Raw genomic sequence first — 23,106 nt, forward strand, 5'->3', positions numbered from 1 at the left:
TACCCACGCTTGCAATGCACTACCGACGAAGCAGGAGACCACGTGTCTGAGCAGGAGCTCGAATTCAGCGAGGCCGTCAACCAGGACGTCGCCCCGGAGTCCCAGGACGCCGTCGAGGCTGACACTGCTGCGCCCGAAACCCCGGCCGCCGAGGCCGAGGAAGCGGAAGCCGTCGCCGAGGCTGACGACGCGGAGGCGAGCGAGGAGAGCGACGACGTCGCTCCCGCAGCACCTGCCGAGGATCCCCTCGAGGCCTTCAAGGCCAAGCTCCGCCGCCAGGAGGGCGACTGGTTCGTCGTCCACACCTACGCCGGTTACGAGAACCGCGTGAAGACCAACCTCGAGACCCGCGTCCAGACCCTGGACATGGAGGACTACATCTTCGAGATCCAGGTCCCCATGGAAGAGGTCGTGGAGATCAAGAACGCGCAGCGCAAGGTCGTCACGCGCGTGCGCATCCCGGGTTACTGCCTGGTCCGCATGGAACTGACGGACGCCTCCTGGGGCGCCGTCCGCCACACCCCGGGCGTCACCGGCTTCGTGGGCAACGCCCACAACCCGGTCCCGCTGAAGCTGGACGAGGTCGTCTCCATGCTGGCTCCGGTCTTCGAGCAGGAGCAGGCTGAGCAGGAAGGCGGCAAGCAGGCCCGCGTCGCCGCCGCTCCGGTCCACGTCGACTTCGAGGTCGGCGAGTCCGTGATCGTGAAGGAGGGCCCGTTCGAGACCCTGCCCGCCACGATCTCCGAGATCAAGGTCGAGTCCCAGACCCTCGTGGTCCTGGTCTCCATCTTCGAGCGCGAGACCCCGGTCACGCTGGCGTTCAACCAGGTCACCAAGATCTGACACCCCGAGATTTCGTTCCCGGACCGTGCTGCTTTAGCGGTTCTGGAACGTCCGGCCACCTCGCCAAGGTGGTCACCCAACTGAGGCGCACTCCTGTTCCTCAGTAAGCAATTGAGAGAAGGACCCTACATTGGCTCCCAAGAAGAAGGTCACCGGCCTCATCAAGCTGCAGATCCAGGCAGGTGCCGCCAACCCGGCCCCTCCGATCGGTCCCGCGCTTGGTCAGCACGGTGTCAACATCATGGAGTTCTGCAAGGCGTACAACGCTGCGACGGAATCCCAGCGCGGCAACGTCATCCCGGTCGAGATCACGGTGTACGAGGATCGCTCGTTCACCTTCATCACCAAGACCCCGCCGGCTGCTGAGCTCATCAAGAAGGCCGCAGGCGTGGCCAAGGGCTCTGCAACCCCCCACACCGTCAAGGTCGCCAAGCTGACCCAGGCACAGGTCGAGGAGATCGCCACCACCAAGCTGGCCGACCTCAACGCCAACGATGTCCAGGCTGCTGCCAAGATCATCGCCGGCACCGCTCGCTCCATGGGTATCACGGTCGAGTAATCACGGCCTCAGGCCACCCGCCGGTTCGCCGGCACTTCGAAATTCATAACGTCCCGTGCAACGACGGGGCAGTGGCAGGGCCGAGCGCGGTCCGCAGACCACAACTGCACAAGGAGAAATACGCAGCATGGCAAAGCGCAGCAAAGCATATGAGGCAGCCGCCGCCAAGATCGACGCGGAGAAGCTTTACGCTCCGGCCGAGGCGGTCACCCTGGCCAAGGAGACCAACCCCTCCAAGTTCGACGCGACCATCGAGGTGGCTTTCCGCCTGGGTGTTGACCCCCGTAAGGCCGACCAGATGGTCCGCGGCACGGTCAACCTGCCGCACGGCACCGGTAAGACCGCCCGCGTCCTCGTGTTCGCCACGGGTGACAAGGCTGAGGCCGCACTGGCCGCAGGCGCCGACTTCGTCGGTTCCGACGACCTGATCGAGAAGATCTCCGGTGGCTGGACCGACTTCGACGCAGCCGTCGCGACCCCCGAGCTCATGGGCAAGGTCGGTCGTCTCGGTAAGGTCCTGGGTCCGCGTAACCTCATGCCGAACCCCAAGACCGGCACCGTGACCCCGGACGTCGCCAAGGCTGTCAACGACATCAAGGGCGGCAAGATCGACTTCCGCGTCGACAAGCACTCCAACCTTCACTTCATCATCGGCAAGGCCAGCTTCGACGCCGAGAAGCTCGCCGAGAACTACGCCGCTGCTCTGGAAGAGGTGCTTCGTCTGAAGCCGACCGCCGCCAAGGGCCGCTACATCCAGAAGGCCACCGTGGCCACCACCTTCGGCCCGGGCATCTCCGTGGACCCGAACGTGACCAAGGTCGTCCTCGGCGCCTAGTCGCCCCTCGCAGGCTTCGCCTGCAAGGCCCGTCCTGACGACGGAGGCCATCCCTGACAGTGGCCGCTCAGCATCGCTGGGCGGCCTCTGGCGTTCCCGGGCGCCGGCCGCACCGGACCGGACCGTGCGGCGCGATCGGCCGGGTCCTGCGGAGCGGCGCCGGGTTAGGGTGGGGGGATGACGGAGTCGACCTTCAGCATCGAACAGCTGGTCCTGCCGGAGTCCCTGGAGTCCCCGGAGGCGCGGGACTTCCTGGACGTGTGCACGCTGTCCGACGAGCTGGTGCTCCGGACGCGGGGCACTCTGGATCTGGCCACTCCGAACCGGGCGCGCTTCATCCTGTGGCGGGACACCGAGTACGCCCGGCTGCGTGTCTACTTCGTGCGCCTCGAGGGCCGCGTGGTGGCCCGCGCCTGGATCCACCTGCCGCTCAAGGACAACCTCGACACCGCCTGGCTGAGTGTCGGCGTGCACCCCGACTTCGAAGGCCGCGGTCTCGGCCGGGCCCTGGCGGACCACCTGGAGGCCGTGGCGCTCAGCGAGGGCCGCACCGTGGTCCAGATGGGCACCGAACACCCCACGGGCACTGCGGACGACGACGGCGAGCGGCTCCTCCCGCCGACCGGCAGCGGCAGCGTCCCCGCGGCGTCGCGCTCGGTCCGGTTCGCGCTGCGTCGCGGCTACGAGCTCGTGCAGGTGGAGCGGACGAGTGTGCTCGAGGTGTCCGAGGAGTCCCGCCGGGCGGCCCACGCGCTGCTGGAGGAGGCCGCCGCCCGTGCCGAGGAGTCGTACGATCTCGTCACGTGGTACGACGAGACGCCGGAGGAGTACGTGGAGGATCTCGTCCGGCTGTCCACGAGCATGTCCACGGAGATCCCGCTCGGCGGCCTGGAACTCGGCGAGGAGGTCTTCGACGCCGACCGGGTCCGCGAGATCGACGCCCGTCGCCGTGAGGGCGGCGTGCGCGCGGTGACCACGGCGGCCCGTCACCGGTCCACAGGGGAGCTCGCCGGCTATTCCGTGCTCGAGTACCTGCCGGACCACCCCGAGGTGGGCGAGCAGGACAACACCCTGGTGCTGCCGGGGCACCGCGGGCACGCGCTGGGCCAGTGGATGAAGGCCGCCAACTTCGAGCGGCTTCTGGAGGCGTTCCCGGCGGTCCAAAGGATCTACACGTACAACGCGGACGAGAATCAGCACATGCTTGCCATCAACATCGCGATGGGCTTCCGCCCGGCCGGTCACGACGGCCAATGGCAGGCGCATCTGGACGGCCGCGCGACAGCACGTGCGACAGCAGGGGAGGGGTCATGAGCATCCGGATCGAGCAGCTGTGGATCCCGGACACCCTCGACGGTCCGGACGCCGAGGACTTCCTGGCGGCCGTCGACGTCTCACGCCGGGTCCGGCTCGCCACGTGGGGGACCGACGACCTCGCATACACCCCGCTGGAGAAGCTCTACGAGCTGCGGGACCCCTACGAGCGGCAGGTGCTGCTCACCGCGACCCTGGACGGCGTGATGGTCGGCGTCGCGGACATCTCGCTGCCCTTGCTGGGGGACATCGACGTCGCGGAATTCACCCTGGACATCCTGCCGGAGGCCCAGGGCCGTGGCGTGGGCCGGGAACTGATCCGCGCCGCGGAGCAGTTCGCCCGCTCCGAGGGGAGACGGCATCTTCTGGTCGACACGAACCATCCCGCGGCCAGCCTCGGGGACACCGAGGAGAGCCTGCAGCCTGACAGCGGTCCGGGTTTCGTGCCGCTCGCGAGCCGCTCCGTCGACTTCGCCCAGCGCAGCGGCTACACCCTGGAGCGGATCGAGCAGTTCAGCTCCTGCGCCCTGCCGCTGGACACCGTGCTGGAGGGGCAGCTCACGGCGGAGGCCGAGGCCGCGAACGACGGCCGGTACCGTCTCCACCACTGGCGGGACCGCTGCCCCGAACGCTGGCTGGCGGACATGACCGCGCTGGACTCCTCGGCGGAGGATCTCACCCTCGCCGCCGCGGCGGACGCGGGTGTGCCCGCCACCGTCTGGGAGGACTACGACGTGGAGGCGCTGCGACGCGCGGAGGAGATCGCGATGGCGCAGGGCCGGCGGACGGTGGTCACCGCCGTCGAGCATGTCGAGACGGGCGTCCTGGTGGGCGTCACCACCATCAGCGTGCTGCCGCAGCGGCAGGACGTGGTGTTCCAGGACGAGACCCATGTGCGGCTCGCGCACCGCGGCAACAAGCTGGGCCTGCTGCTGAAGATCTCGAACATGCAGCAGCTGCAGGACCTCTTCCCGGATGTCCGCGTGATCTATACCTGGAACGCGCTGGAGAACCGGTACCTGCTCACCGTCAATCAGCAGCTGGGGTTCCGGACCGCGGGGGTGACGGGCCTGTGGCAGAAGCAGCTGCCCGACCTCCGTCAGCCGCACCTGAGCTGAGGCCGGTCCGCCGATTTGCCCGTCCGGCGGTGTCTCCCGTAAGCTGGAAACACCAAAGACCGTCGGTTGTTGGATATCCCTGTGCTTTCTGCCCTGCAGAACCGTGTGGATCTCCATCGAAGGACCCTTCAGCATAAGGGCGGCCGGCGCAGGTGAACCGAGCGAGAAGTCTGATCTTCCACGCCCCGTGCGCCTGCGCGGGGCGTTTTTTGTTGGTGCCCCTGAGTACCTGATGCGCGGCTCACGCCGCGAGCAGCGAGGACCTTCCTGACCGGCCTGATTCCCCGGAAGGAGGGTTATGACAACGCCGAACAAGGTGGCCGCAGTTTCTGAGATCACCACCGATTTCAACGAATCGACCGCCGCTGTCCTGACCGAATACCGCGGGCTCTCTGTCGCACAGCTCAAGGAGCTGCGTCGTTCCCTGGGCGCGGAGACCAAGTACTCCGTCGTCAAGAACTCCCTGACCGCGATTGCAGCCAAGGAAGCCGGTGTCGACGCGTTCGACGGCCAGCTCGCAGGCCCCACCGCAATCGCCTTCATCAAGGGCGACGCCGTTGCTGCCGCGAAGAGCCTCACGGACTTTGCCAAGGCCAACAAGCAGCTGGTCATCAAGACCGGTTACTTCGAGGGCAAGGCTCTGAACGCTTCGGAAGTTGCCGCACTGGCCGCTCTCGAGTCCCGTGAGCTGCAGCTCGCGAAGGTCGCCGGTGTCCTCAAGGCCCCGGCTGCCGCAGCTGCCCGCATCATTGATGCCCTGCGCATCAAGCTCGAAGAAGAGAACGGCGCTCCGGCGCCCGCCGCTGAGGAAGCACCTGCCGAGGCTCCGGCCGAGGCCGCTTCCGAAGAGGCCTGATCCTCTTCTCCCCACCCACACACTGTGGTGCGCAGGCACCAACTACAGGAAGGACGCCAATCATGGCGAAGCTCAGCAACGAAGAGCTCATTGAAGCTTTCAAGGAACTGACCATCATCGAGCTCTCCGAGTTCGTCAAGCTGTTCGAGGAGACCTTCGAGGTCACCGCCGCAGCTGTTGCCGTTGCAGGCCCCGCCGGTGGCGGCGCTGCTGAAGAGGCCGAGGAGAAGACCGAGTTCGACGTCGTCCTCGAGGCCGCCGGCGACAAGAAGATCGGTGTCATCAAGGAGGTGCGCGCCCTGACCTCCCTCGGCCTGAAGGAGGCCAAGGACCTCGTCGACGGTGCCCCCAAGGCCGTCCTCGAGGGCGTCAACAAGGAGACCGCCGAGAAGGCCAAGGAGCAGCTCGAGGCTGCCGGCGCCACGGTCACCGTCAAGTAGCACCTGCTGCTGGTCGGTTCCCCGGTCCTCTGAGGATCGGAGACTGTCTGCTGAGAAGGTCCCGTCCACTTCGGTGGGCGGGACCTTCCGCGTTAACGGGGCCGGGGAGCGCTGCGCGGAGCGGCGCGGCGAGGACGGTCGGTAACCTCCGGTGAACAATTCAGGAAGCGTTTCACAACTCCTTCCCAGGGGTGTGACGGCGGCCTAGACTGACGCTTTGGGCCCCTCGGTCCATCCTCCCGCGCCCGGTCTCCGGGCGTCGTCCCATCGTCACCCCGCAGAGGTAAACCCATGAGTGAAACCAGCACCGTCAGCCGCCGTGCCATGCTGAGCGCCGCCGTCGTCGCGGGCTCCAGCGCCGGAGCCCTTCTCGCCGCCGCACCTGCCGAGGCGAGCCCCGGCCACGGCGCCAAGCGCTTCCGTCTGACTGTGCTCGGCACCACGGACCTGCACAACAACGTCTTCAACTGGGATTACTTCAAGGACACCGCCTACACGGACAAGGCGGGCAACCAGATCGGCATCGCCCAGGCCTCATCGCTCATCAAGGCGGTCCGCGCCGAACGCGGCGAGTCCAGCACCCTGACCATCGACGCCGGCGACACCATCCAGGGCACCCCGCTCGCCTATTACTTCGCCAAGATCCGCCCCGCCTCCCGCACGGTGAAGCACCCCATGGCCCTCGCCATGAACGCGGTGGGCTACGACGCCGTCGCGCTCGGCAACCACGAGTTCAACTACGGCATCGACCACCTCCGCACCTGGGAGCGCCAGCTGACGTTCCCCGTCCTGGGTGCCAACGTCCACGTGGCCGGCCGCGCGGCCCGCGCCTTCAGCCCGTATGTCCTCAAGCGCGTGCGCACCTCCGCCGGTTGGGTGACGGTGGGCATCGTGGGCTTCGTGACCCCGGGCTGCGCCCTGTGGGACCGCCACAACGTGGAGGGCAAGCTGGACTTCAACGGCATCGTCGAGGAGGCGAAGAAGGTCATCCCCGAGGTGCGTGCCGCCGGCGCGGACGTCGTGATCGTCTCCTGCCACTCCGGCGCGACGCCGGGTTCCTCCTACGGCGACGCCCTGCCGTTCCCGGAGAACGCCTCGAGCCAGCTCGCCGAGCAGGTGCCCGGGATCGACGCGATCCTGGTCGGCCACGCACACCAGGAGATCCCGGAGCGGTTCGTGACCAACACGGCCACGGGTCGCCAGGTGCTGCTCACCGAACCCCTGCGCTGGGGCATGCGCGTCTCCGTCATCGACCTGGACCTCGTCAAGGAGCGGGGCCACTGGAAGGTCGAGACCGCCCATTCCCACCTGCTGGACGCCAAGACGGCGCCTGAGGATCCCGCCGTCGTCAAGGCCGTCACGTCGGCCCACCGCGAGGCGGTGAAGTACGTCAACACCGCCATCGGCTCCTCCACGGCGCCGCTGTCCACGGCCACGGCCTGCTGGGAGGACACCGCGGCCATCGACGCGATCAACTTCGTCCAAGCGACCCGGATCAAGGCCGAACTCGCCGGTGGTCCGAATGCCGGGCTGCCGGTCCTCTCGATCGCCGCGCCGTTCTCCCGCTCGGTCGACGTGGCCGCGGGTCCGCTCACCATCCGCGACATCGCGGGCCTCTACATCTTCGACAACACGCTCCTCAGCATCAAGCTCACCGGCGCCCAGCTCAAGGCCTATCTGGAGTGGTCCGCGACGTACTACAAGACCGTCACGGGCGCCACGGTGGCCGCCGGCGATCTGACCAACGCCCCGACGGCGCTGGCTCCGGCGGGCACCCCGGATTACAACTACGACATCGTCTTCGGCCTCGACGCGCCCCTGGAGTACAGCATCGACGTCGCGCGTCCGGTGGGTCAGCGCATCCAGGGGCTGAGCTACGGGGGAGCGCCCGTCGCGGACGGCGCGGAGTTCGCCCTGGCGATCAACAACTACCGTCAGAGCGGTGGCGGCAGCTTCCCGGGGGTCACCCAGGCTCCGGTCCTGACCAACAGCCAGCAGGAGATCCGTCAGCTCATGATCGACTACGTGGTGGAGCACGGGGTCCTGGATCCGGCGGCCTTCGCCCGCAGCGACTGGAAGCTGGTGGTCAACGGCCAGCCGCTGACCGTCACGGCCTGATACGGCTCACTGAATGCGAGAGGCCGGCCGGGCATCCCAGTGATCTGGGTGCCCGGCCGGCCTCTCGTGTGGGGCAGGAGCCGCGATCAGTCGCGGTAGAGCAGAAGTGCCTCGCCCTGACCGCCACCGCCGCAGAGCGCGACGGCTGCCTTGCCGTGGCCGCGGCGCTTCAGCTCGAAGGCCGCGTGGAGTGCCAGGCGTGCGCCGGACGCGCCGATCGGGTGGCCCAGGGCGATCGCCCCGCCGTGGATGTTGCAGCGGTCCAGCGGGTAGTCCAGGTCCTTGAGGGACTGCACGGCCACCGACCCGAAGGCCTCGTTGATCTCGATGAAGTCCAGGTCCCCGGTCTCCCAGCCGGCCCGGCGGAGTGCCGCCTGGATCGCGTGGGACGGCTGCGAGTGGAGCGAGTTGTCCGGGCCGGCCACCTGTCCGGGGCTGCCGACGACGGCGAGGTAGTCCAGGCCGTGGTCCTCCGCGTACTGGCGGGAAGCCAGGACCAGGGCGGACGCGCCGTCGGAGAGGGGTGAGGAGTTCCCGGCCGTGATGGTCCCGTCCGTCGCGAAGGCCGCCTTGAGGCCGCTCAGGGTCTCCAGAGTGGTCCCCGGGCGCACCCCTTCGTCGGTGTCCACGATCAGCGGGTCGCCCTTGCGCTGGGCGATGCTGAGCGGCGCGATCTCGTCGGTGAAGACCCCCGCCGCGATGGCGTCGGCCGCGCGGTTGTGGGACGCGGCGGCGACCTCGTCCTGGGCCCGGCGGTCGATGCCGAGCGTGAGATTCAGGCTCTCCGTGGACAGACCCATCGACTGGCCGTCGAAGGCGTCCGTGAGACCGTCGTGCGCGGCGTGGTCAAGCGCCTGCACGGTGCCGTAGTTCCAGCCCTGCCGCGAACCGGGCAGCAGGTGCGGGGCGCGGGTCATGGACTCCTGGCCGCCGGCCACGACGACGTCGGCCTCGCCCGAGCGGATGAGGCGCGCGGCGTCGATCACGGCGGTGAGCCCGGAGAGGCAGACCTTGTTGAGGGTCACCGTGGGCACGTTCCAGCCGAGGCCGGCTCCCACCGAGCTCTGACGGGCCGGATTCTGACCGGCGCCCGCCTGGAGGACCTGCCCCATGATGACCGCGTCGACATCTTCGGGGTCGATCCCCGAGCGCTCCACGGCGGCCTTGATGGCGTGGCTGCCGAGCTGGACGGCGGTCTTGCTGGCGAGCTGTCCGTTCAACCGGCCCTGCGGTGTGCGGGCAGCGGCGAGGATGACAACGTCATTGTTGTTTTCAGTGCTGGACATGGGCCTTCGCTTTCCGTGGTGTGGTTCTCCACCAAGGCTATCGCGTGGTGGCTTCGTCTTCGGCGGCCTGCCAGGATGGTGGGGACAGCAAGGCAGTGAAGGCGATGAAGGAGCACCCCGTGACCGAGTCCACAGCCGGGTCCACAGCCGGAAGCGCATCCCCGGGGACGACCGGTTCCCAGGAGCCCGCGGACCCGCAGGATCGCGTCAGGCGAGCCGCCGCGGAGCGTGGCCTGGAGATCGAGATCCGGGAGCGGCGCGCGGCAGGGTCCCTTCCGGAGGCCGCGGCGCTGCTGGGCATCCCGCCGTCGGGCATCGTCAAGACGCTCGTGGTCAAGCGCTCCGACGGCACCTACCTCTTCGCCCTCGTCCCGGGCGGGCGCGCCATCTCCTGGCCGAAGCTGCGCGCGGTGGTGGGGGTGAACAAGCTGCGTCTGCCGGAGGCCGAACTGGCTTTCGAGGCCACGGGATTCGTGCGGGGCACCATCACCCCCATCGGGAGCACCACCGACTGGCCCGTGGTCGCGGACGAGTCGATCGTGGGCCGGAGGGTGGCCATGGGCGCCGGCGCGCACGGGTACAGCCTGTTCGTCGAGGCCGATGAACTGATCCGGGCCTACGGGGCCACGGTCGCCGACATCACGGTCCCGGAGGACTGACGGCGGCTCGCCGGGCCCCGGCTCGGCTTGACGCGGGCACCGCGACTGAGGTAGACATATTCGTTTCTGTCCTGTATCGTGGATATTTGCGTCTTCCCTCTGTACCTTCGGCCTTCATATAGCGGTGGGCTGGTCGTGTCTGTGGCATTTAAGCAAAGAGTGCTTATGCCGCTCAACGGTCCCGGGTCATATAGCGGTCCCGGTCGGGTGGTGCCAAACGCGTCGTGCGCTTTGGACACTCAATGGGGGAGGGCTGTTCAGCCCGAAGGTCTGTGGAAGGAACCCTCTTGGTCGCCTCGAGCACCCCAAACAATGAAACCGCTACCACTGATGGTGCGACTCGTCGCATCTCATTCGCGAAGATTCACGAGCCGCTTGACGTCCCGAATCTGCTCGCACTCCAGACGGACAGCTTTGACTGGCTGGTAGGGAACGAGCGCTGGCAGGCCAAGGTCGCCGCCGCTGTCGAAGCCGGCGACGAGTCCGTCGCCACGACGTCCGGCCTGGCCGACATCTTCGAAGAGATCTCCCCGATCGAGGATTTCCAGGGCACCATGTCCCTGAGCTTCTCCGACCCGGAGTTCTACGAGCCCAAGTACACCATGGCCGAGTGCAAGGATCGCGACGCGACCTACTCCGCCCCGCTGTACGTCAAGGCTGAGTTCATCAACAACAACACGGGCGAGATCAAGCAGCAGACCGTGTTCATGGGTGACTTCCCGCTGATGACGGAGAAGGGCACCTTCGTGGTCAACGGCACCGAGCGTGTCGTCGTCTCGCAGCTGGTCCGTTCCCCGGGCGCCTACTTCGAGAAGTCCCCGGACAAGACCAGTGACAAGGACATCTACTCGGCCCGCATCATCCCGTCCCGGGGTGCCTGGTTCGAGCTCGAGATCGACAAGCGCGATCAGGTCGGCGTCCGTCTGGACCGCAAGCGCAAGCAGTCCGTCACCGTGCTGCTGAAGGCTCTCGGCTGGACCGAAGGCCAGATCCTGGAGGAGTTCGGCCAGTACGATTCCATGCGCGCCACCCTCGAGAAGGATGCCACGCAGACCCAGGAGGAAGCCCTCCTGGACATCTACCGCAAGCTGCGTCCGGGCGAGCCGCCCACCGTCGAGGCCGCCCAGAACCTTCTGGACAACCTCTACTTCAATGCCAAGCGCTACGATCTGGCCAAGGTCGGCCGTTACAAGATCAACCGCAAGCTCGGCATCGACCGCCCGCTGTCCGACCGTGAGGCCTCCATCCTCCACGTCGAGGACATCGTGGCCATGATCAAGTTCCTCGTGGCACTGCACGCCGGCGAGACCACCATCAAGGGCGTCCGTGACGGCCAGGAAGTGGATCTGCGCGTCGAGGTCGATGACATCGACCACTTCGGCAACCGCCGCATCCGCGCCGTGGGCGAGCTCATCGAGAACCAGGTCCGCACGGGTCTGTCCCGTATGGAGCGCGTGGTCCGCGAACGCATGACCACGCAGGACGTCGAGGCCATCACGCCGCAGTCGCTGATCAACATCCGCCCGGTGGTGGCAGCCATCAAGGAGTTCTTCGGAACCTCGCAGCTGTCCCAGTTCATGGACCAGAACAACCCGCTCTCGGGCCTGACCCACAAGCGCCGTCTCTCGGCTCTTGGCCCGGGTGGTCTGTCCCGTGACCGTGCCGGCATGGAAGTCCGTGACGTGCACCCGTCCCACTACGGCCGCATGTGCCCCATCGAGACCCCTGAAGGCCCGAACATCGGTCTGATCGGCTCGCTGGCCTCCTACGGCCGCATCAACGCCTTCGGTTTCATCGAGACCCCGTACCGCAAGGTGGCCAACGGTGTCGTCAGCGACCAGGTCGAGTACCTGACCGCCGATGACGAGGCCGAGGTCGTCATCGCCCAGGCGAACGCGCCGCTGGACGCCGACAACCGCTTCACCGAGGACACCGTCCTCGTCCGTGAGCGCGGCGGTGGAGGCGAGCCCGTGCTCATCCCGGCCGAGGACGTGCAGTACATGGACGTTTCTCCGCGCCAGATGGTGTCCGTGGCGACCGCTCTGATCCCGTTCCTGGAGCACGACGACGCCAACCGCGCCCTCATGGGTGCGAACATGCAGCGTCAGGCCGTGCCGCTGGTCCGCGCCGAGGCCCCCTTCGTGGGCACCGGCATGGAGCGCGCCGCAGCCGTGGACGCCGGCGACGTCGTGGTGGCCAAGAAGGCCGGTGTGGTCTCCGAGGTCTCCGCCGACCTCGTGGTCATGCTGAACGACGACGGCACCGAGACGAGCTACCGCATCGGTAAGTTCTCCCGGTCCAACCAGGGCAACTGCTACAACCACCGCGTTCTGGTGGATGAAGGCCAGCGCCTCGAGGTCGGCGGCATCATCGCCGACGGTCCCTCCACGGACCAGGGTGAGCTCTCCCTGGGACGCAACCTCCTGGTCGCGTTCATGTCCTGGGAAGGCCACAACTTCGAGGATGCCATCATCCTGTCCCAGCGCCTGGTGGCCGAGGACGTCCTGTCCTCCATCCACATCGAGGAGCACGAGATCGATGCCCGCGACACCAAGCTCGGTGCCGAGGAGATCACCCGTGACATCCCGAACGTCTCCGAAGAGGTCCTGGCGGGCCTGGACGAGCGTGGCATCATCCACATCGGCGCCGAGGTCGAGGCCGGGGACATCCTGGTCGGCAAGGTCACCCCGAAGGGCGAGACCGAGCTGACCCCGGAGGAGCGCCTTCTGCGCGCCATCTTCGGTGAGAAGTCCCGCGAAGTGCGTGACACCTCCCTGAAGGTGCCCCACGGCGAGTCCGGCACCGTGATCGGTGTCCGCGTCTTCGACCGCGACAACGACGACGAGCTGCCCCCGGGCGTGAACCAGCTGGTGCGCGTCTACGTGGCCGCGAAGCGCAAGATCACGGACGGCGACAAGCTCGCCGGCCGTCACGGCAACAAGGGTGTCATCTCCAAGATCCTGCCGATCGAGGACATGCCGTTCCTGGCGGACGGCACCCCGGTCGACGTGGTCCTGAACCCGTTGGGCGTCCCGGGCCGAATGAACGTCGGCCAGGTGCTGGAAACGCACCTGGGCTGGGTCGCGAAGACCGGCTGGAAGATCGAGGGCGAGCCGGAGTGGGTCAAGAACCTTCCGAACCTGCCCCGTGAGACCGCGCCGAACCAGACCCTGGCCACCCCGGTGTTCGACGGTGCACGGGAAGAGGAGATCGCAGGCCTGCTGAACTCCACCAACGTGACCCGTGACGGTGACCGTCTGATCGACGCCTCCGGAAAGACCCGTCTGTTCGACGGCCGTTCCGGCGAGCCGTTCCCGGACCCGATCTCCGTGGGCTACATGTACATCCTGAAGCTCCACCACCTGGTGGACGACAAGATCCACGCCCGGTCCACCGGTCCGTACTCCATGATCACGCAGCAGCCGCTGGGCGGTAAGGCCCAGTTCGGCGGTCAGCGCTTCGGTGAGATGGAAGTGTGGGCGCTGGAGGCCTATGGCGCGGCGTACACGCTCCAGGAGCTCCTCACCATCAAGTCTGACGATATCCACGGCCGCGTGAAGGTGTACGAGGCGATCGTCAAGGGCGAGAACATCCCGGAGCCGGGCGTTCCCGAATCCTTCAAGGTTCTGATCAAGGAAATGCAGTCGCTCTGCCTGAACGTGGAGGTCCTCTCCACCGACGGCACCACGATCGAGATGCGTGACTCTGACGATGCAGTCTTCACGGCTGCCGAAGAACTGGGCATCGATCTGTCCCGCGCAGAGCCCAGTTCCGTCGAAGAGGTGTAGTGACGTGCGGCGGCGGCTCTGGCCGCCGCTGCACCCCACCTCTTCCTGACAGTCAAGACTTAGAGACAAGAGAGAACAGGATTCCATGTCCAGCGAATCTTCCTTCGGCCTCATGCAGATCGGCCTGGCCACTGCGGATGACATCCGTGACTGGTCCTATGGCGAAGTCAAGAAGCCGGAAACCATCAACTACCGCACCCTGAAGCCGGAGAAGGACGGTCTTTTCTGCGAAAAGATCTTCGGTCCTTCCCGTGACTGGGAGTGCTACTGCGGCAAGTACAAGCGCGTGCGCTTCAAGGGCATCATCTGTGAGCGCTGTGGCGTCGAGGTCACTCGTGCCAAGGTGCGCCGTGAGCGCATGGGCCACATCGAGCTCGCCGCTCCCGTCACCCACATCTGGTACTTCAAGGGCGTTCCGTCCCGTCTGGGGTACCTGCTCGACCTGGCGCCGAAGGACCTCGAAAAGGTCATCTACTTCGCCGCCTACATGATCACCAGCGTTGACGAGGAGAACCGTCACGCCGAACTGCCGAACCTCCAGATCGAGCACGACGTGGAGAAGAAGCAGCTGATCGACACCCGCGACGCCGACATCGCGGCGATCGCCCGTGACCTCGAGGACGAGCTTGCCCGCCTCGAGGGCGAAGGCGCCAAGGCCGCCGACAAGAAGAAGGCCCGCGACTCCGCCGACCGTCAGATGGCGAACGTCCGCAAGCGTGCGGACGCCGACATCGAGCGCCTCGAGCAGGTCTGGGACCGCTTCAAGAACCTCAAGGTCGCCGACCTCGAGGGCGACGAGGGCCTGTACCGCGAGCTGCGTGACCGTTACGGCATGTACTTCGAGGGCTCCATGGGCGCCGAGGCGATCAAGAAGCGCCTCGAGACCTTCGACCTCGCTGCCGAGGCCGAGCTGCTGAAGGACATCATCCAGAACGGCAAGGGCCAGCGGAAGACCCGTGCGCTCAAGCGCCTCAAGGTCGTCAACGCCTTCCTCACCACGGACAACAGCCCGCTGGGCATGGTCCTGGACGCCGTCCCGGTGATCCCGCCGGAACTGCGCCCGATGGTGCAGCTGGACGGTGGCCGATTCGCGACCTCCGACCTCAACGACCTGTACCGCCGCGTGATCAACCGCAACAACCGCCTCAAGCGTCTGCTTGAGCTGGGTGCTCCGGAGATCATCGTGAACAACGAAAAGCGCATGCTGCAGGAAGCTGTCGACAACCTCTTCGACAACGGCCGTCGTGGCCGGCCCGTCACGGGTCCGGGCAACCGTCCGCTGAAGTCCCTGAGCGAGATGCTCAAGGGCAAGCAGGGTCGTTTCCGCCAGAACCTCCTCGGCAAGCGCGTCGACTACTCGGGCCGTTCGGTCATCGTCGTCGGCCCGCAGCTGAAGCTGCACCAGTGTGGTCTGCCCAAGCAGATGGCCCTGGAGCTCTTCAAGCCGTTCGTGATGAAGCGCCTCGTGGACCTCAACCACGCGCAGAACATCAAGAGCGCGAAGCGCATGGTCGAGCGTTACCGTCCGCAGGTCTGGGACGTGCTGGAAGAGATCATCACCGAACACCCGGTGCTGCTCAACCGTGCACCCACCCTGCACCGTCTGGGCATCCAGGCCTTCGAGCCGCAGCTCGTGGAGGGCAAGGCCATCCAGCTGCACCCGCTCGTGTGCGCCGCCTTCAACGCGGACTTCGACGGCGACCAGATGGCTGTGCACCTGCCCCTGAGCCCCGAGGCCCAGGCTGAGGCACGCATCCTGATGCTGTCCTCGAACAACATCCTGAAGCCGTCCGACGGCCGCCCCGTGACCCTCCCGTCGCAGGACATGATCATCGGTCTCTACCACCTGACCACCAAGCGTGTGGGCTCTGCTGGTGAAGGCCGGATCTTCTCCTCCGTCTCCGAGGCGATCATGGCGTTCGACGCGCGGGAACTCCACCTGAACTCCAAGGTGAAGATCCGCCTGGACAACTTCGTGCCGTACGAAGGCTGGGAAGGCCCCGAGGGCTGGGAGCCGGGTCAGCCTGTGCTGGTCGAGACGTCCCTGGGACAGGTCATCTTCAATGACACCCTGCCCGCGGACTACCCCTGGGTCGAGGCGGTCGCCGACAAGGGCGAGCTCTCCCGGATCGTCAACGATCTGGCCGAGCGTTACCCCAAGGTCGTCACCGCCGCGACGCTGGACAACCTCAAGGACGCCGGTTTCTACTGGGCCACGCGCTCCGGTGTGACCGTCGCCGTGTCCGACATCGAGGTCCCGGCCGCCAAGCCGGAGATCCTCGCGGGCTACGAGGAGAAGGCCGCGAAGATCCAGAGCCAGTACGACAAGGGTCTGATCGACGAGGACGAGCGCCGTCAGGAGCTCATCGAGCTCTGGGGCAAGGCCACGGACGAGGTCGCCTCGGTCATGCGCAAGTCGCTGTCCCCGATGAACACCATCAACCGCATGGTGTCCTCCGGTGCCCGTGGTAACTGGATGCAGGTCCGTCAGATCGCGGGTATCCGTGGCCTCGTGGCCAACCCCCGTGGTGAGATCATCCCGCGTCCGATCAAGTCCTCCTACCGTGAGGGCCTGTCCGTGCTCGAGTACTTCATCGCGACGCACGGTGCCCGTAAGGGTCTGGCCGACACCGCTCTGCGTACCGCCAACTCGGGTTACCTGACCCGTCGTCTGGTGGACGTCTCGCAGGACGTCATCGTCCGCGAGGCCGACTGTGGCACCGAGCGTGGTCTGGTGACCCCGATCGCCCTGGTCGACGAGAACGGTGAGTTGCGTCTGGACGAGAACGTCGAGAACAGCGCCTACGCCCGCACCCTGGCCGTCGACGTCGTCGACGCCGAGGGCAATGTGCTGGCCGCCGGTGGCAGTGACTGCGGTGACGTCGTCATCGCCGAGCTGTTCGCCGCGGGCATCACCGAGGTCAAGGTCCGCTCCGTGCTGACCTGTGAGTCCACGGTGGGCACCTGTGCTCTCTGCTACGGCCGTTCGCTGGCCACCGGCAAGACCGTGGACATCGGCGAGGCTGTCGGCATCATCGCCGCTCAGTCCATCGGTGAGCCCGGCACGCAGCTGACCATGCGTACCTTCCACACGGGTGGTGCCGTGTCCGCCGGCGGTGGCGACGACATCACCCAGGGTCTGCCCCGTATCCAGGAGCTCTTCGAGGCTCGCACCCCGAAGGGTGTGGCCCCGATCTCCGAGGCTGCCGGCCGCGTGAGCATCGAGGAAGGTGAGAACTCGGTCCGCATCGTCGTCACTCCTGACGACGGCACGGAGGAGCTGGCTTACCCGATCCTGCGCCGTTCCCGTCTGCTGGTCGCCGATGGCGAGCACGTCTCGGTGGGTCAGAAGCTCGTCCAGGGTCCGGTGGACCCGAAGCAGGTGCTGCGCATCATGGGCCCCCGTGCCGCGCAGAAGTTCCTGGTGGACGAGGTTCAGGGCGTGTACCGCAGCCAGGGCATCGGCATCCACGACAAGCACGTGGAGGTCATCGTCCGCCAGATGCTGCGTCGCGTCACCGTGATCGAGTCCGGCGATTCGGATCTGCTGCCCGGCGAGCTCGCCGAGCGTGGCCGCTTCGAAGGCGAGAACCGCCGCGTGGTGTCCGAGGGCAAGAAGCCGGCCTCCGGCCGTCCCGAGCTCATGGGCATCACCAAGGCGTCGCTCGCCACCGAGTCGTGGCTGTCGGCCGCTTCCTTCCAGGAGACCACCCGGGTACTCACCCAGGCGGCCATGGAAGGCAAGAGCGACCCGCTGCTGGGCCTCAAGGAGAACGTCATCATCGGTAAGCTCATCCCGGCCGGCACCGGCCTGCCGCGCTACACCGATGTCAGCGTCGAGCCGACGGAGGAGGCCAAGGCGAGCATCTTCTCCGCTCAGGCCTCGTTCAGCGACTTCTCCTACGACCCCATGGGTGTCGACGGTGGCAGCGAGTTCCACGCCATCCCGCTGGATGACTACGACCTCGGCGGCGACTACCGCTAAGGATCGCAGCGCATCTGATGCGTGACAGGGAGGGCCTCACCGGATTCCGGTGGGGCCCTCCCGCGTTTCCGTGAACCCGGGCGCCCGGCGCTTCCGGTGAGGGGCCGACGACGGCGGCCAGGCGCCGTCGTCGGCCCCGGGGGAAGTGTCACGGGAGAGGGGAGCGCGGCCCAGCGCCCGACCGCCCGCGATTCACGGGAGCAGGCGCCGCCGTGGTACAGTTGATCTGATTGATTTACGTGGCAGCGGACACCGTCCATGTTGTGGGGAACTTGCACAACGAATGCCACGATTTTGCATGCCTGGGGCCCTTGCGGATTGTTCGGATCGGGGCCGGGCGTGCATCTCTTTGAAGTGCTTCGCCCTGGCGTTCCTGTGGTTCAGTCCGCAGACTGACAGGCCGGGGCAAAGCAAATGGGGAGCGGCTGGGAACGGCCGCTCCAGATGATGGAGAACACGAACAGTGCCTACTATTCAGCAGCTGGTCCGTAAGGGCCGCACGCCGAAGGTCTCCAAGACCAAGGCTCCTGCCCTTAAGGGCAGCCCGATGCGCCGCGGCGTCTGCACCCGCGTCTACACCACCACCCCGAAGAAGCCGAACTCGGCTCTCCGTAAGGTCGCCCGTGTCCGCCTCAACGGCGGCGTCGAGGTCACCGCGTACATCCCGGGTGTGGGTCACAACCTGCAGGAACACTCCATCGTGCTGGTGCGCGGTGGTCGTGTGAAGGACCTCCCCGGCGTTCGCTACAAGATCGTCCGTGGTGCCCTCGACACCCAGGGTGTGAAGAACCGCAAGCAGGCTCGCAGCCGCTACGGCGCAAAGATGGAGAAGAAGTAATATGCCTCGCAAGGGTCCGGCCCCCAAGCGGCCGCTCGTTTCGGATCCGGTTTACGGTTCCCCGCTGGTCACCCAGCTGATCAACAAGGTTCTCGTGGACGGCAAGAAGTCCACCGCCGAGCGCATCGTCTACGGTGCCCTTGAAGGTGCCCGCGAGAAGAACGGCAACGATCCCGTCGCCACCCTGAAGAAGGCCATGGACAACATCAAGCCGAGCCTTGAGGTCAAGTCCCGCCGTGTCGGTGGCGCCACCTACCAGGTTCCGGTCGAGGTCAAGCCGGGTCGCGCCACGGCGCTGGCCCTGCGCTGGCTCGTCGGTTACTCCAAGGCCCGTCGTGAGAAGACCATGACCGAGCGCCTCCGCAACGAGATCCTGGATGCCTCCAACGGTCTCGGCGCCGCCGTGAAGCGTCGCGAAGACACCCACAAGATGGCCGAGTCCAACAAGGCCTTCGCCCACTACCGCTGGTAAAAACACACGAACCGCCGCCGGCCTCCTCGGTCGGCGGCGGACGTGTTGTCCATCTCAAAGGGAGACACCGTGGCACAGGACGTGCTTACCGACCTTAACAAGGTCCGCAACATCGGCATCATGGCCCACATCGATGCCGGCAAGACCACTACTACGGAGCGCATCCTCTTCTACACGGGTGTGAACCACAAGATCGGTGAAACGCACGACGGTGCGTCCACCACCGACTGGATGGAACAGGAGAAGGAACGCGGCATCACCATCACGTCTGCCGCCGTGACCTGCTTCTGGAACAAGAACCAGATCAACATCATCGACACCCCCGGTCACGTGGACTTCACCGTTGAGGTTGAGCGCTCCCTGCGCGTCCTCGACGGCGCCGTCGCCGTCTTCGACGGCAAGGAAGGCGTGGAGCCGCAGTCCGAGACCGTGTGGCGTCAGGCCGACAAGTACAACGTCCCCCGCATCTGTTTCGTCAACAAGATGGACAAGCTGGGCGCTGACTTCTACTTCACCGTCGACACCATCATCAGCCGCCTGGGCGCCAAGCCGCTCGTCATGCAGCTGCCGATCGGTTCCGAGAACGACTTCATCGGTGTCGTGGACCTGCTCGAGATGCGTGCCCTGGTGTGGCCCGGCGATGCCAAGGGCGACGTGACCATGGGCGCCTCCTACGAGGTCCAGGAGATCCCGGCCGATCTGAAGGAGCGTGCCGAGGAATACCGCGCACAGCTCGTGGAGACCGTCGCCGAGTCCTCCGAGGAACTCATGGAGAAGTACCTCGAGGGCGAAGAACTCACCCTCGAGGAGCTCAAGGCCGGCATCCGCAAGATGACCGTCAACTCCGAGCTCTACCCGGTGTTCTGTGGCTCCGCCTTCAAGAACCGCGGTGTGCAGCCGATGCTCGACGCCGTCATCGACTTCCTGCCGTCCCCGCTGGACGTGCCGGACATGGTCGGTCACAACCCGCGCAACGAGGAAGAGGAACTGGTCCGTAAGCCCAGCGCTGACGAGCCCTTCTCCGCTCTCGCCTTCAAGATCGCGGCACACCCGTTCTTCGGTCAGCTGACCTTCGTCCGCGTGTACTCCGGTCACGTCGAGGCCGGCGCCCAGGTGGTCAACTCCACCAAGGGCAAGAAGGAGCGCATCGGCAAGCTCTTCCAGATGCACGCCAACAAGGAGATGCCCGTCGAGGGCGCCACCGCGGGCCACATCTACGCCGCCATCGGTCTGAAGGACACCACCACGGGTGACACCCTGTGCGATCCGAACAATCAGATCGTGCTGGAGTCCATGAGCTTCCCGGAGCCCGTGATCTCCGTGGCCATCGAGCCGAACTCGAAGGGTGACCAGGAGAAGCTCTCCACGGCCATCCAGAAGCTCTCCGCTGAGGACCCGACCTTCCAGGTCTCCCTCAACGAGGACACCGGCCAGACGGTCATCGCCGGCATGGGCGAGCTCCACCTGGACATCCTGGTGGACCGCATGCGCCGCGAGTTCAAGGTCGAGGCCAACGTGGGCAAGCCCCAGGTCGCGTACCGCGAAACCATCAAGAAGGCCGTTGAGAAGGTCGACTTCACCCACAAGAAGCAGACCGGTGGTTCCGGTCAGTTCGCCAAGGTGCAGGTTTCCTTCGAGCCGCTCGAGACCACGGACGGCACCTTCTACGAGTTCGAGAACAAGGTCACCGGTGGCCGCGTTCCGCGCGAGTACATCCCCTCCATCGACGCAGGTATCCAGGACGCCATGCAGTTCGGCATCCTGGCCGGCTACCCCATGGTGGGTGTGAAGGCCATCCTGATCGACGGCGCTTACCACGACGTCGACTCCTCGGAAATGGCGTTCAAGATCGCCGGTTCCCAGGTGTTCAAGGAAGGCGCACGCCGTGCCAACCCGGTTCTGCTGGAACCGCTCATGGCCGTCGAGGTCCGTACTCCCGAGGAGTACATGGGCGATGTCATCGGTGACCTCAACTCCCGTCGTGGCATGATCCAGTCCATGGAGGATGCTGCAGGCGTCAAGGTCATCCGTGCCAACGTTCCGTTGTCCGAGATGTTCGGCTACATCGGTGACCTGCGTTCCAAGACGCAGGGCCGCGCGGTGTACTCGATGACCTTCGACAGCTACGCCGAGGTTCCCAAGGCTGTGGCTGACGAGATCATCCAGAAGAACCGCGGCGAGTAAGTTGTCGCACCCCGGTGGGGGAGGCCTTCGGGCTTTCCCCGCCGGCGTCGCGTGGCTTTCGGCAGCTCGCCGAGGGAGCCGCGACATTCAGGCCCCAGGGACCAACCGGCCCCTGAACCGCAATTTCATCAAAACCCCTGCCCCCAAGTAGACTTGTACAAGTTCTGCCGCGACACCCGTAGCAGAGTCAGCACGTCACTTGAAAAATGTTCTAGGAGGAACCTGTGGCAAAGGCAAAGTTCGAGCGGACTAAGCCGCACGTCAACATCGGCACCATCGGTCACGTTGACCACGGTAAGACGACGCTGACGGCCGCCATTTCCAAGGTGCTGTACGACCAGTACCCGGATCTCAACGAGCAGCGCGACTTCGCTTCCATTGACTCTGCTCCGGAAGAGCGCCAGCGCGGTATCACCATCAACATCTCCCACGTGGAGTACCAGACCGAGAAGCGTCACTACGCACACGTTGACGCCCCCGGCCACGCTGACTACATCAAGAACATGATCACCGGCGCTGCTCAGATGGACGGTGCAATCCTCGTGGTTGCCGCCACTGACGGCCCGATGGCTCAGACCCGTGAGCACGTTCTGCTCGCCCGCCAGGTTGGTGTCCCCTACCTGCTGGTCGCGCTGAACAAGTCCGACATGGTCGAGGACGAGGAACTCCTCGACCTCGTGGAGATGGAAGTTCGTGAACTTCTGTCCTCGCAGGACTTCGACGGCGACAACGCTCCCGTCATCCGCGTCTCCGGTCTGAAGGCTCTGGAAGGCGACCCCAAGTGGGTTGCTTCCGTCCAGGAGCTCATGGCCGCCGTCGACGAGTCCGTTCCGGACCCGGTTCGTGACCGTGACAAGCCGTTCCTGATGCCGATCGAGGACGTCTTCACCATCACCGGTCGTGGCACCGTGGTGACCGGCCGCGCCGAGCGTGGCACCCTCGCCATCAACTCCGAGGTCGAGATCGTCGGCATCCGCCCGGTCCAGAAGACCACGGTCACCGGTATCGAGATGTTCCACAAGCAGCTCGACGAAGCATGGGCCGGCGAGAACTGTGGTCTGCTGCTCCGTGGCCTCAAGCGCGACGATGTCGAGCGTGGCCAGGTTGTGGTGAAGCCGGGTTCCATCACCCCGCACACCAACTTCGAGGCCAACGTCTACATCCTCTCCAAGGATGAAGGCGGCCGCCACAACCCGTTCTACTCGAACTACCGCCCGCAGTTCTACTTCCGCACCACGGACGTCACCGGCGTGATCACCCTCCCCGAGGGCACCGAAATGGTCATGCCTGGCGACAACACCGAAATGAGCGTTGAGCTGATCCAGCCCATCGCCATGGAAGAGGGCCTCGGCTTCGCCATCCGTGAAGGTGGCCGCACCGTTGGTTCGGGTCGTGTGACCAAGATCATCAAGTAGTCACTGACTGATGATTTCCGGCTGATGCCGGTGTGAAGGCCCCGCTGCTTCGGCAGCGGGGCCTTTGCTTTGTCCTCAGGAGCGGGCCCGCATGCGGTGGTCTTCGCTCGCCTTCGGCGACCGGCAGGGAAGGAGCGGCGGCGCTGCTCACGGGCCCCTGAGGGAGCTTGGCGGGCTTCTTGCCGGCTCCGGGCGCACTGGGCCGGCGCGAGGCTCGTCTGGGGTGCGGGCCGCTCCCGCTGGGTCGGCTCCGGAGTGGCGCGTGGAAGGCGTAGCGGCATCTCGCGGAGCGGTCGGTCGGAGGTCCGTTGGGAGGCCGATTCGCTATTCTCTTCCAGATGCGCCATACTTGAAGGGTTGTTCAAGCGCCCCTTCGTGCCCCGACCCGGATAATGC

General features: G+C 66.1%; 16 protein-coding genes. 15 read left to right on the top strand and 1 reads right to left on the bottom strand.

The window, feature by feature from the left end:
* Positions 1 to 42 precede the first annotated feature (42 nt).
* The 8 genes from nusG (at position 43) to BLV63_RS05880 (ending at position 8,083) form a co-directional block, all read left to right on the top strand.
* Positions 43 to 843 carry a transcription termination/antitermination protein NusG gene (gene nusG / locus BLV63_RS05845; protein ID WP_066211596.1) on the top strand — a complete coding sequence of 267 codons (801 nt, stop codon included), beginning with the start codon at positions 43 to 45 and terminating at the stop codon, positions 841 to 843.
* Positions 844 to 973: 130 nt separating this feature from the next.
* The gene (rplK, locus tag BLV63_RS05850) at positions 974 to 1,402 is read left to right on the top strand and encodes a 50S ribosomal protein L11 (protein ID WP_066211594.1); all 429 of its coding nucleotides are present in this window, start codon (positions 974 to 976) and stop codon (positions 1,400 to 1,402) included.
* Positions 1,403 to 1,529: 127 nt separating this feature from the next.
* Positions 1,530 to 2,237, top strand: coding sequence for a 50S ribosomal protein L1 (rplA, locus tag BLV63_RS05855; RefSeq protein WP_066211592.1), 708 nt, complete (start codon positions 1,530 to 1,532; stop codon positions 2,235 to 2,237).
* Between the two features lie 177 nt (positions 2,238 to 2,414).
* Entirely contained in the window at positions 2,415 to 3,551 is a 1,137-nt protein-coding gene (locus BLV63_RS05860; RefSeq protein WP_066211590.1) for a GNAT family N-acetyltransferase, read from the top strand.
* Positions 3,548 to 4,669, top strand: coding sequence for a GNAT family N-acetyltransferase (locus BLV63_RS05865; RefSeq protein WP_066211589.1), 1,122 nt, complete (start codon positions 3,548 to 3,550; stop codon positions 4,667 to 4,669). Before BLV63_RS05860 ends, BLV63_RS05865 begins: the two co-directional genes overlap by 4 nt.
* 298 nt (positions 4,670 to 4,967) lie before the next feature.
* Positions 4,968 to 5,525, top strand: a complete 558-nt coding sequence (gene rplJ / locus BLV63_RS05870) for a 50S ribosomal protein L10 (protein WP_066211587.1) — start codon at positions 4,968 to 4,970, stop codon at positions 5,523 to 5,525.
* 62 nt (positions 5,526 to 5,587) lie between these two features.
* A complete protein-coding gene (rplL, locus tag BLV63_RS05875) occupies positions 5,588 to 5,965 on the top strand; it encodes a 50S ribosomal protein L7/L12 (RefSeq protein WP_066211585.1) in 378 nt (125 codons plus the stop codon).
* A 291-nt stretch (positions 5,966 to 6,256) separates the two neighbouring features.
* Entirely contained in the window at positions 6,257 to 8,083 is a 1,827-nt protein-coding gene (locus tag BLV63_RS05880) for a bifunctional metallophosphatase/5'-nucleotidase (protein WP_066211581.1), read from the top strand.
* An 86-nt stretch (positions 8,084 to 8,169) separates the two neighbouring features.
* On the opposite strand, the gene BLV63_RS05885 is transcribed toward BLV63_RS05880, so the two are convergent.
* A complete protein-coding gene (locus tag BLV63_RS05885) occupies positions 8,170 to 9,369 on the bottom strand; it encodes an acetyl-CoA C-acetyltransferase (protein ID WP_066211578.1) in 1,200 nt (399 codons plus the stop codon).
* A 104-nt stretch (positions 9,370 to 9,473) separates the two neighbouring features.
* Between BLV63_RS05885 and BLV63_RS05890 the strand changes: the two genes are divergently transcribed.
* From BLV63_RS05890 to tuf, 7 genes are all read left to right on the top strand, one after another.
* Positions 9,474 to 10,028 (top strand): aminoacyl-tRNA deacylase, encoded by a 555-nt coding sequence (locus BLV63_RS05890; protein ID WP_082724060.1) that lies wholly within the window; start codon positions 9,474 to 9,476, stop codon positions 10,026 to 10,028.
* A 287-nt stretch (positions 10,029 to 10,315) separates the two neighbouring features.
* Positions 10,316 to 13,816: a DNA-directed RNA polymerase subunit beta gene (gene rpoB / locus BLV63_RS05895; RefSeq protein WP_066211575.1), complete on the top strand. Its 3,501-nt coding sequence runs from the start codon at positions 10,316 to 10,318 to the stop codon at positions 13,814 to 13,816.
* An 85-nt stretch (positions 13,817 to 13,901) separates the two neighbouring features.
* Positions 13,902 to 17,801 carry a DNA-directed RNA polymerase subunit beta' gene (locus BLV63_RS05900; protein ID WP_066211572.1) on the top strand — a complete coding sequence of 1,300 codons (3,900 nt, stop codon included), beginning with the start codon at positions 13,902 to 13,904 and terminating at the stop codon, positions 17,799 to 17,801.
* 463 nt (positions 17,802 to 18,264) lie between these two features.
* Positions 18,265 to 18,639, top strand: coding sequence for a 30S ribosomal protein S12 (rpsL, locus tag BLV63_RS05905; RefSeq protein ID WP_066211570.1), 375 nt, complete (start codon positions 18,265 to 18,267; stop codon positions 18,637 to 18,639).
* Position 18,640: 1 nt separating this feature from the next.
* A complete protein-coding gene (rpsG, locus tag BLV63_RS05910; RefSeq protein ID WP_066211568.1) occupies positions 18,641 to 19,111 on the top strand; it encodes a 30S ribosomal protein S7 in 471 nt (156 codons plus the stop codon).
* Positions 19,112 to 19,180: 69 nt separating this feature from the next.
* The gene (gene fusA, locus BLV63_RS05915; RefSeq protein WP_066211566.1) at positions 19,181 to 21,295 is read left to right on the top strand and encodes an elongation factor G; all 2,115 of its coding nucleotides are present in this window, start codon (positions 19,181 to 19,183) and stop codon (positions 21,293 to 21,295) included.
* A 224-nt stretch (positions 21,296 to 21,519) separates the two neighbouring features.
* Positions 21,520 to 22,710: an elongation factor Tu gene (gene tuf / locus BLV63_RS05920; RefSeq protein ID WP_066211563.1), complete on the top strand. Its 1,191-nt coding sequence runs from the start codon at positions 21,520 to 21,522 to the stop codon at positions 22,708 to 22,710.
* Positions 22,711 to 23,106 lie beyond the last annotated feature (396 nt).

The organism is Arthrobacter woluwensis, from assembly GCF_900105345.1.
GTDB lineage: Bacteria > Actinomycetota > Actinomycetes > Actinomycetales > Micrococcaceae > Arthrobacter_E > Arthrobacter_E woluwensis.

Coding starts and splice junctions, on each gene's coding strand:
- rplA (WP_066211592.1), top strand. CDS start 1,530: ATGGCAAAGCGCAGCAAAGCATATGAGGCAGCCGCCGCCAAGATCGAC.
- BLV63_RS05860 (WP_066211590.1), top strand. CDS start 2,415: ATGACGGAGTCGACCTTCAGCATCGAACAGCTGGTCCTGCCGGAGTCC.
- BLV63_RS05865 (WP_066211589.1), top strand. CDS start 3,548: ATGAGCATCCGGATCGAGCAGCTGTGGATCCCGGACACCCTCGACGGT.
- rplJ (WP_066211587.1), top strand. CDS start 4,968: ATGACAACGCCGAACAAGGTGGCCGCAGTTTCTGAGATCACCACCGAT.
- rplL (WP_066211585.1), top strand. CDS start 5,588: ATGGCGAAGCTCAGCAACGAAGAGCTCATTGAAGCTTTCAAGGAACTG.
- BLV63_RS05880 (WP_066211581.1), top strand. CDS start 6,257: ATGAGTGAAACCAGCACCGTCAGCCGCCGTGCCATGCTGAGCGCCGCC.
- BLV63_RS05885 (WP_066211578.1), bottom strand. CDS start 9,369: ATGTCCAGCACTGAAAACAACAATGACGTTGTCATCCTCGCCGCTGCC.
- BLV63_RS05890 (WP_082724060.1), top strand. CDS start 9,474: ATGAAGGAGCACCCCGTGACCGAGTCCACAGCCGGGTCCACAGCCGGA.
- BLV63_RS05900 (WP_066211572.1), top strand. CDS start 13,902: ATGTCCAGCGAATCTTCCTTCGGCCTCATGCAGATCGGCCTGGCCACT.
- rpsG (WP_066211568.1), top strand. CDS start 18,641: ATGCCTCGCAAGGGTCCGGCCCCCAAGCGGCCGCTCGTTTCGGATCCG.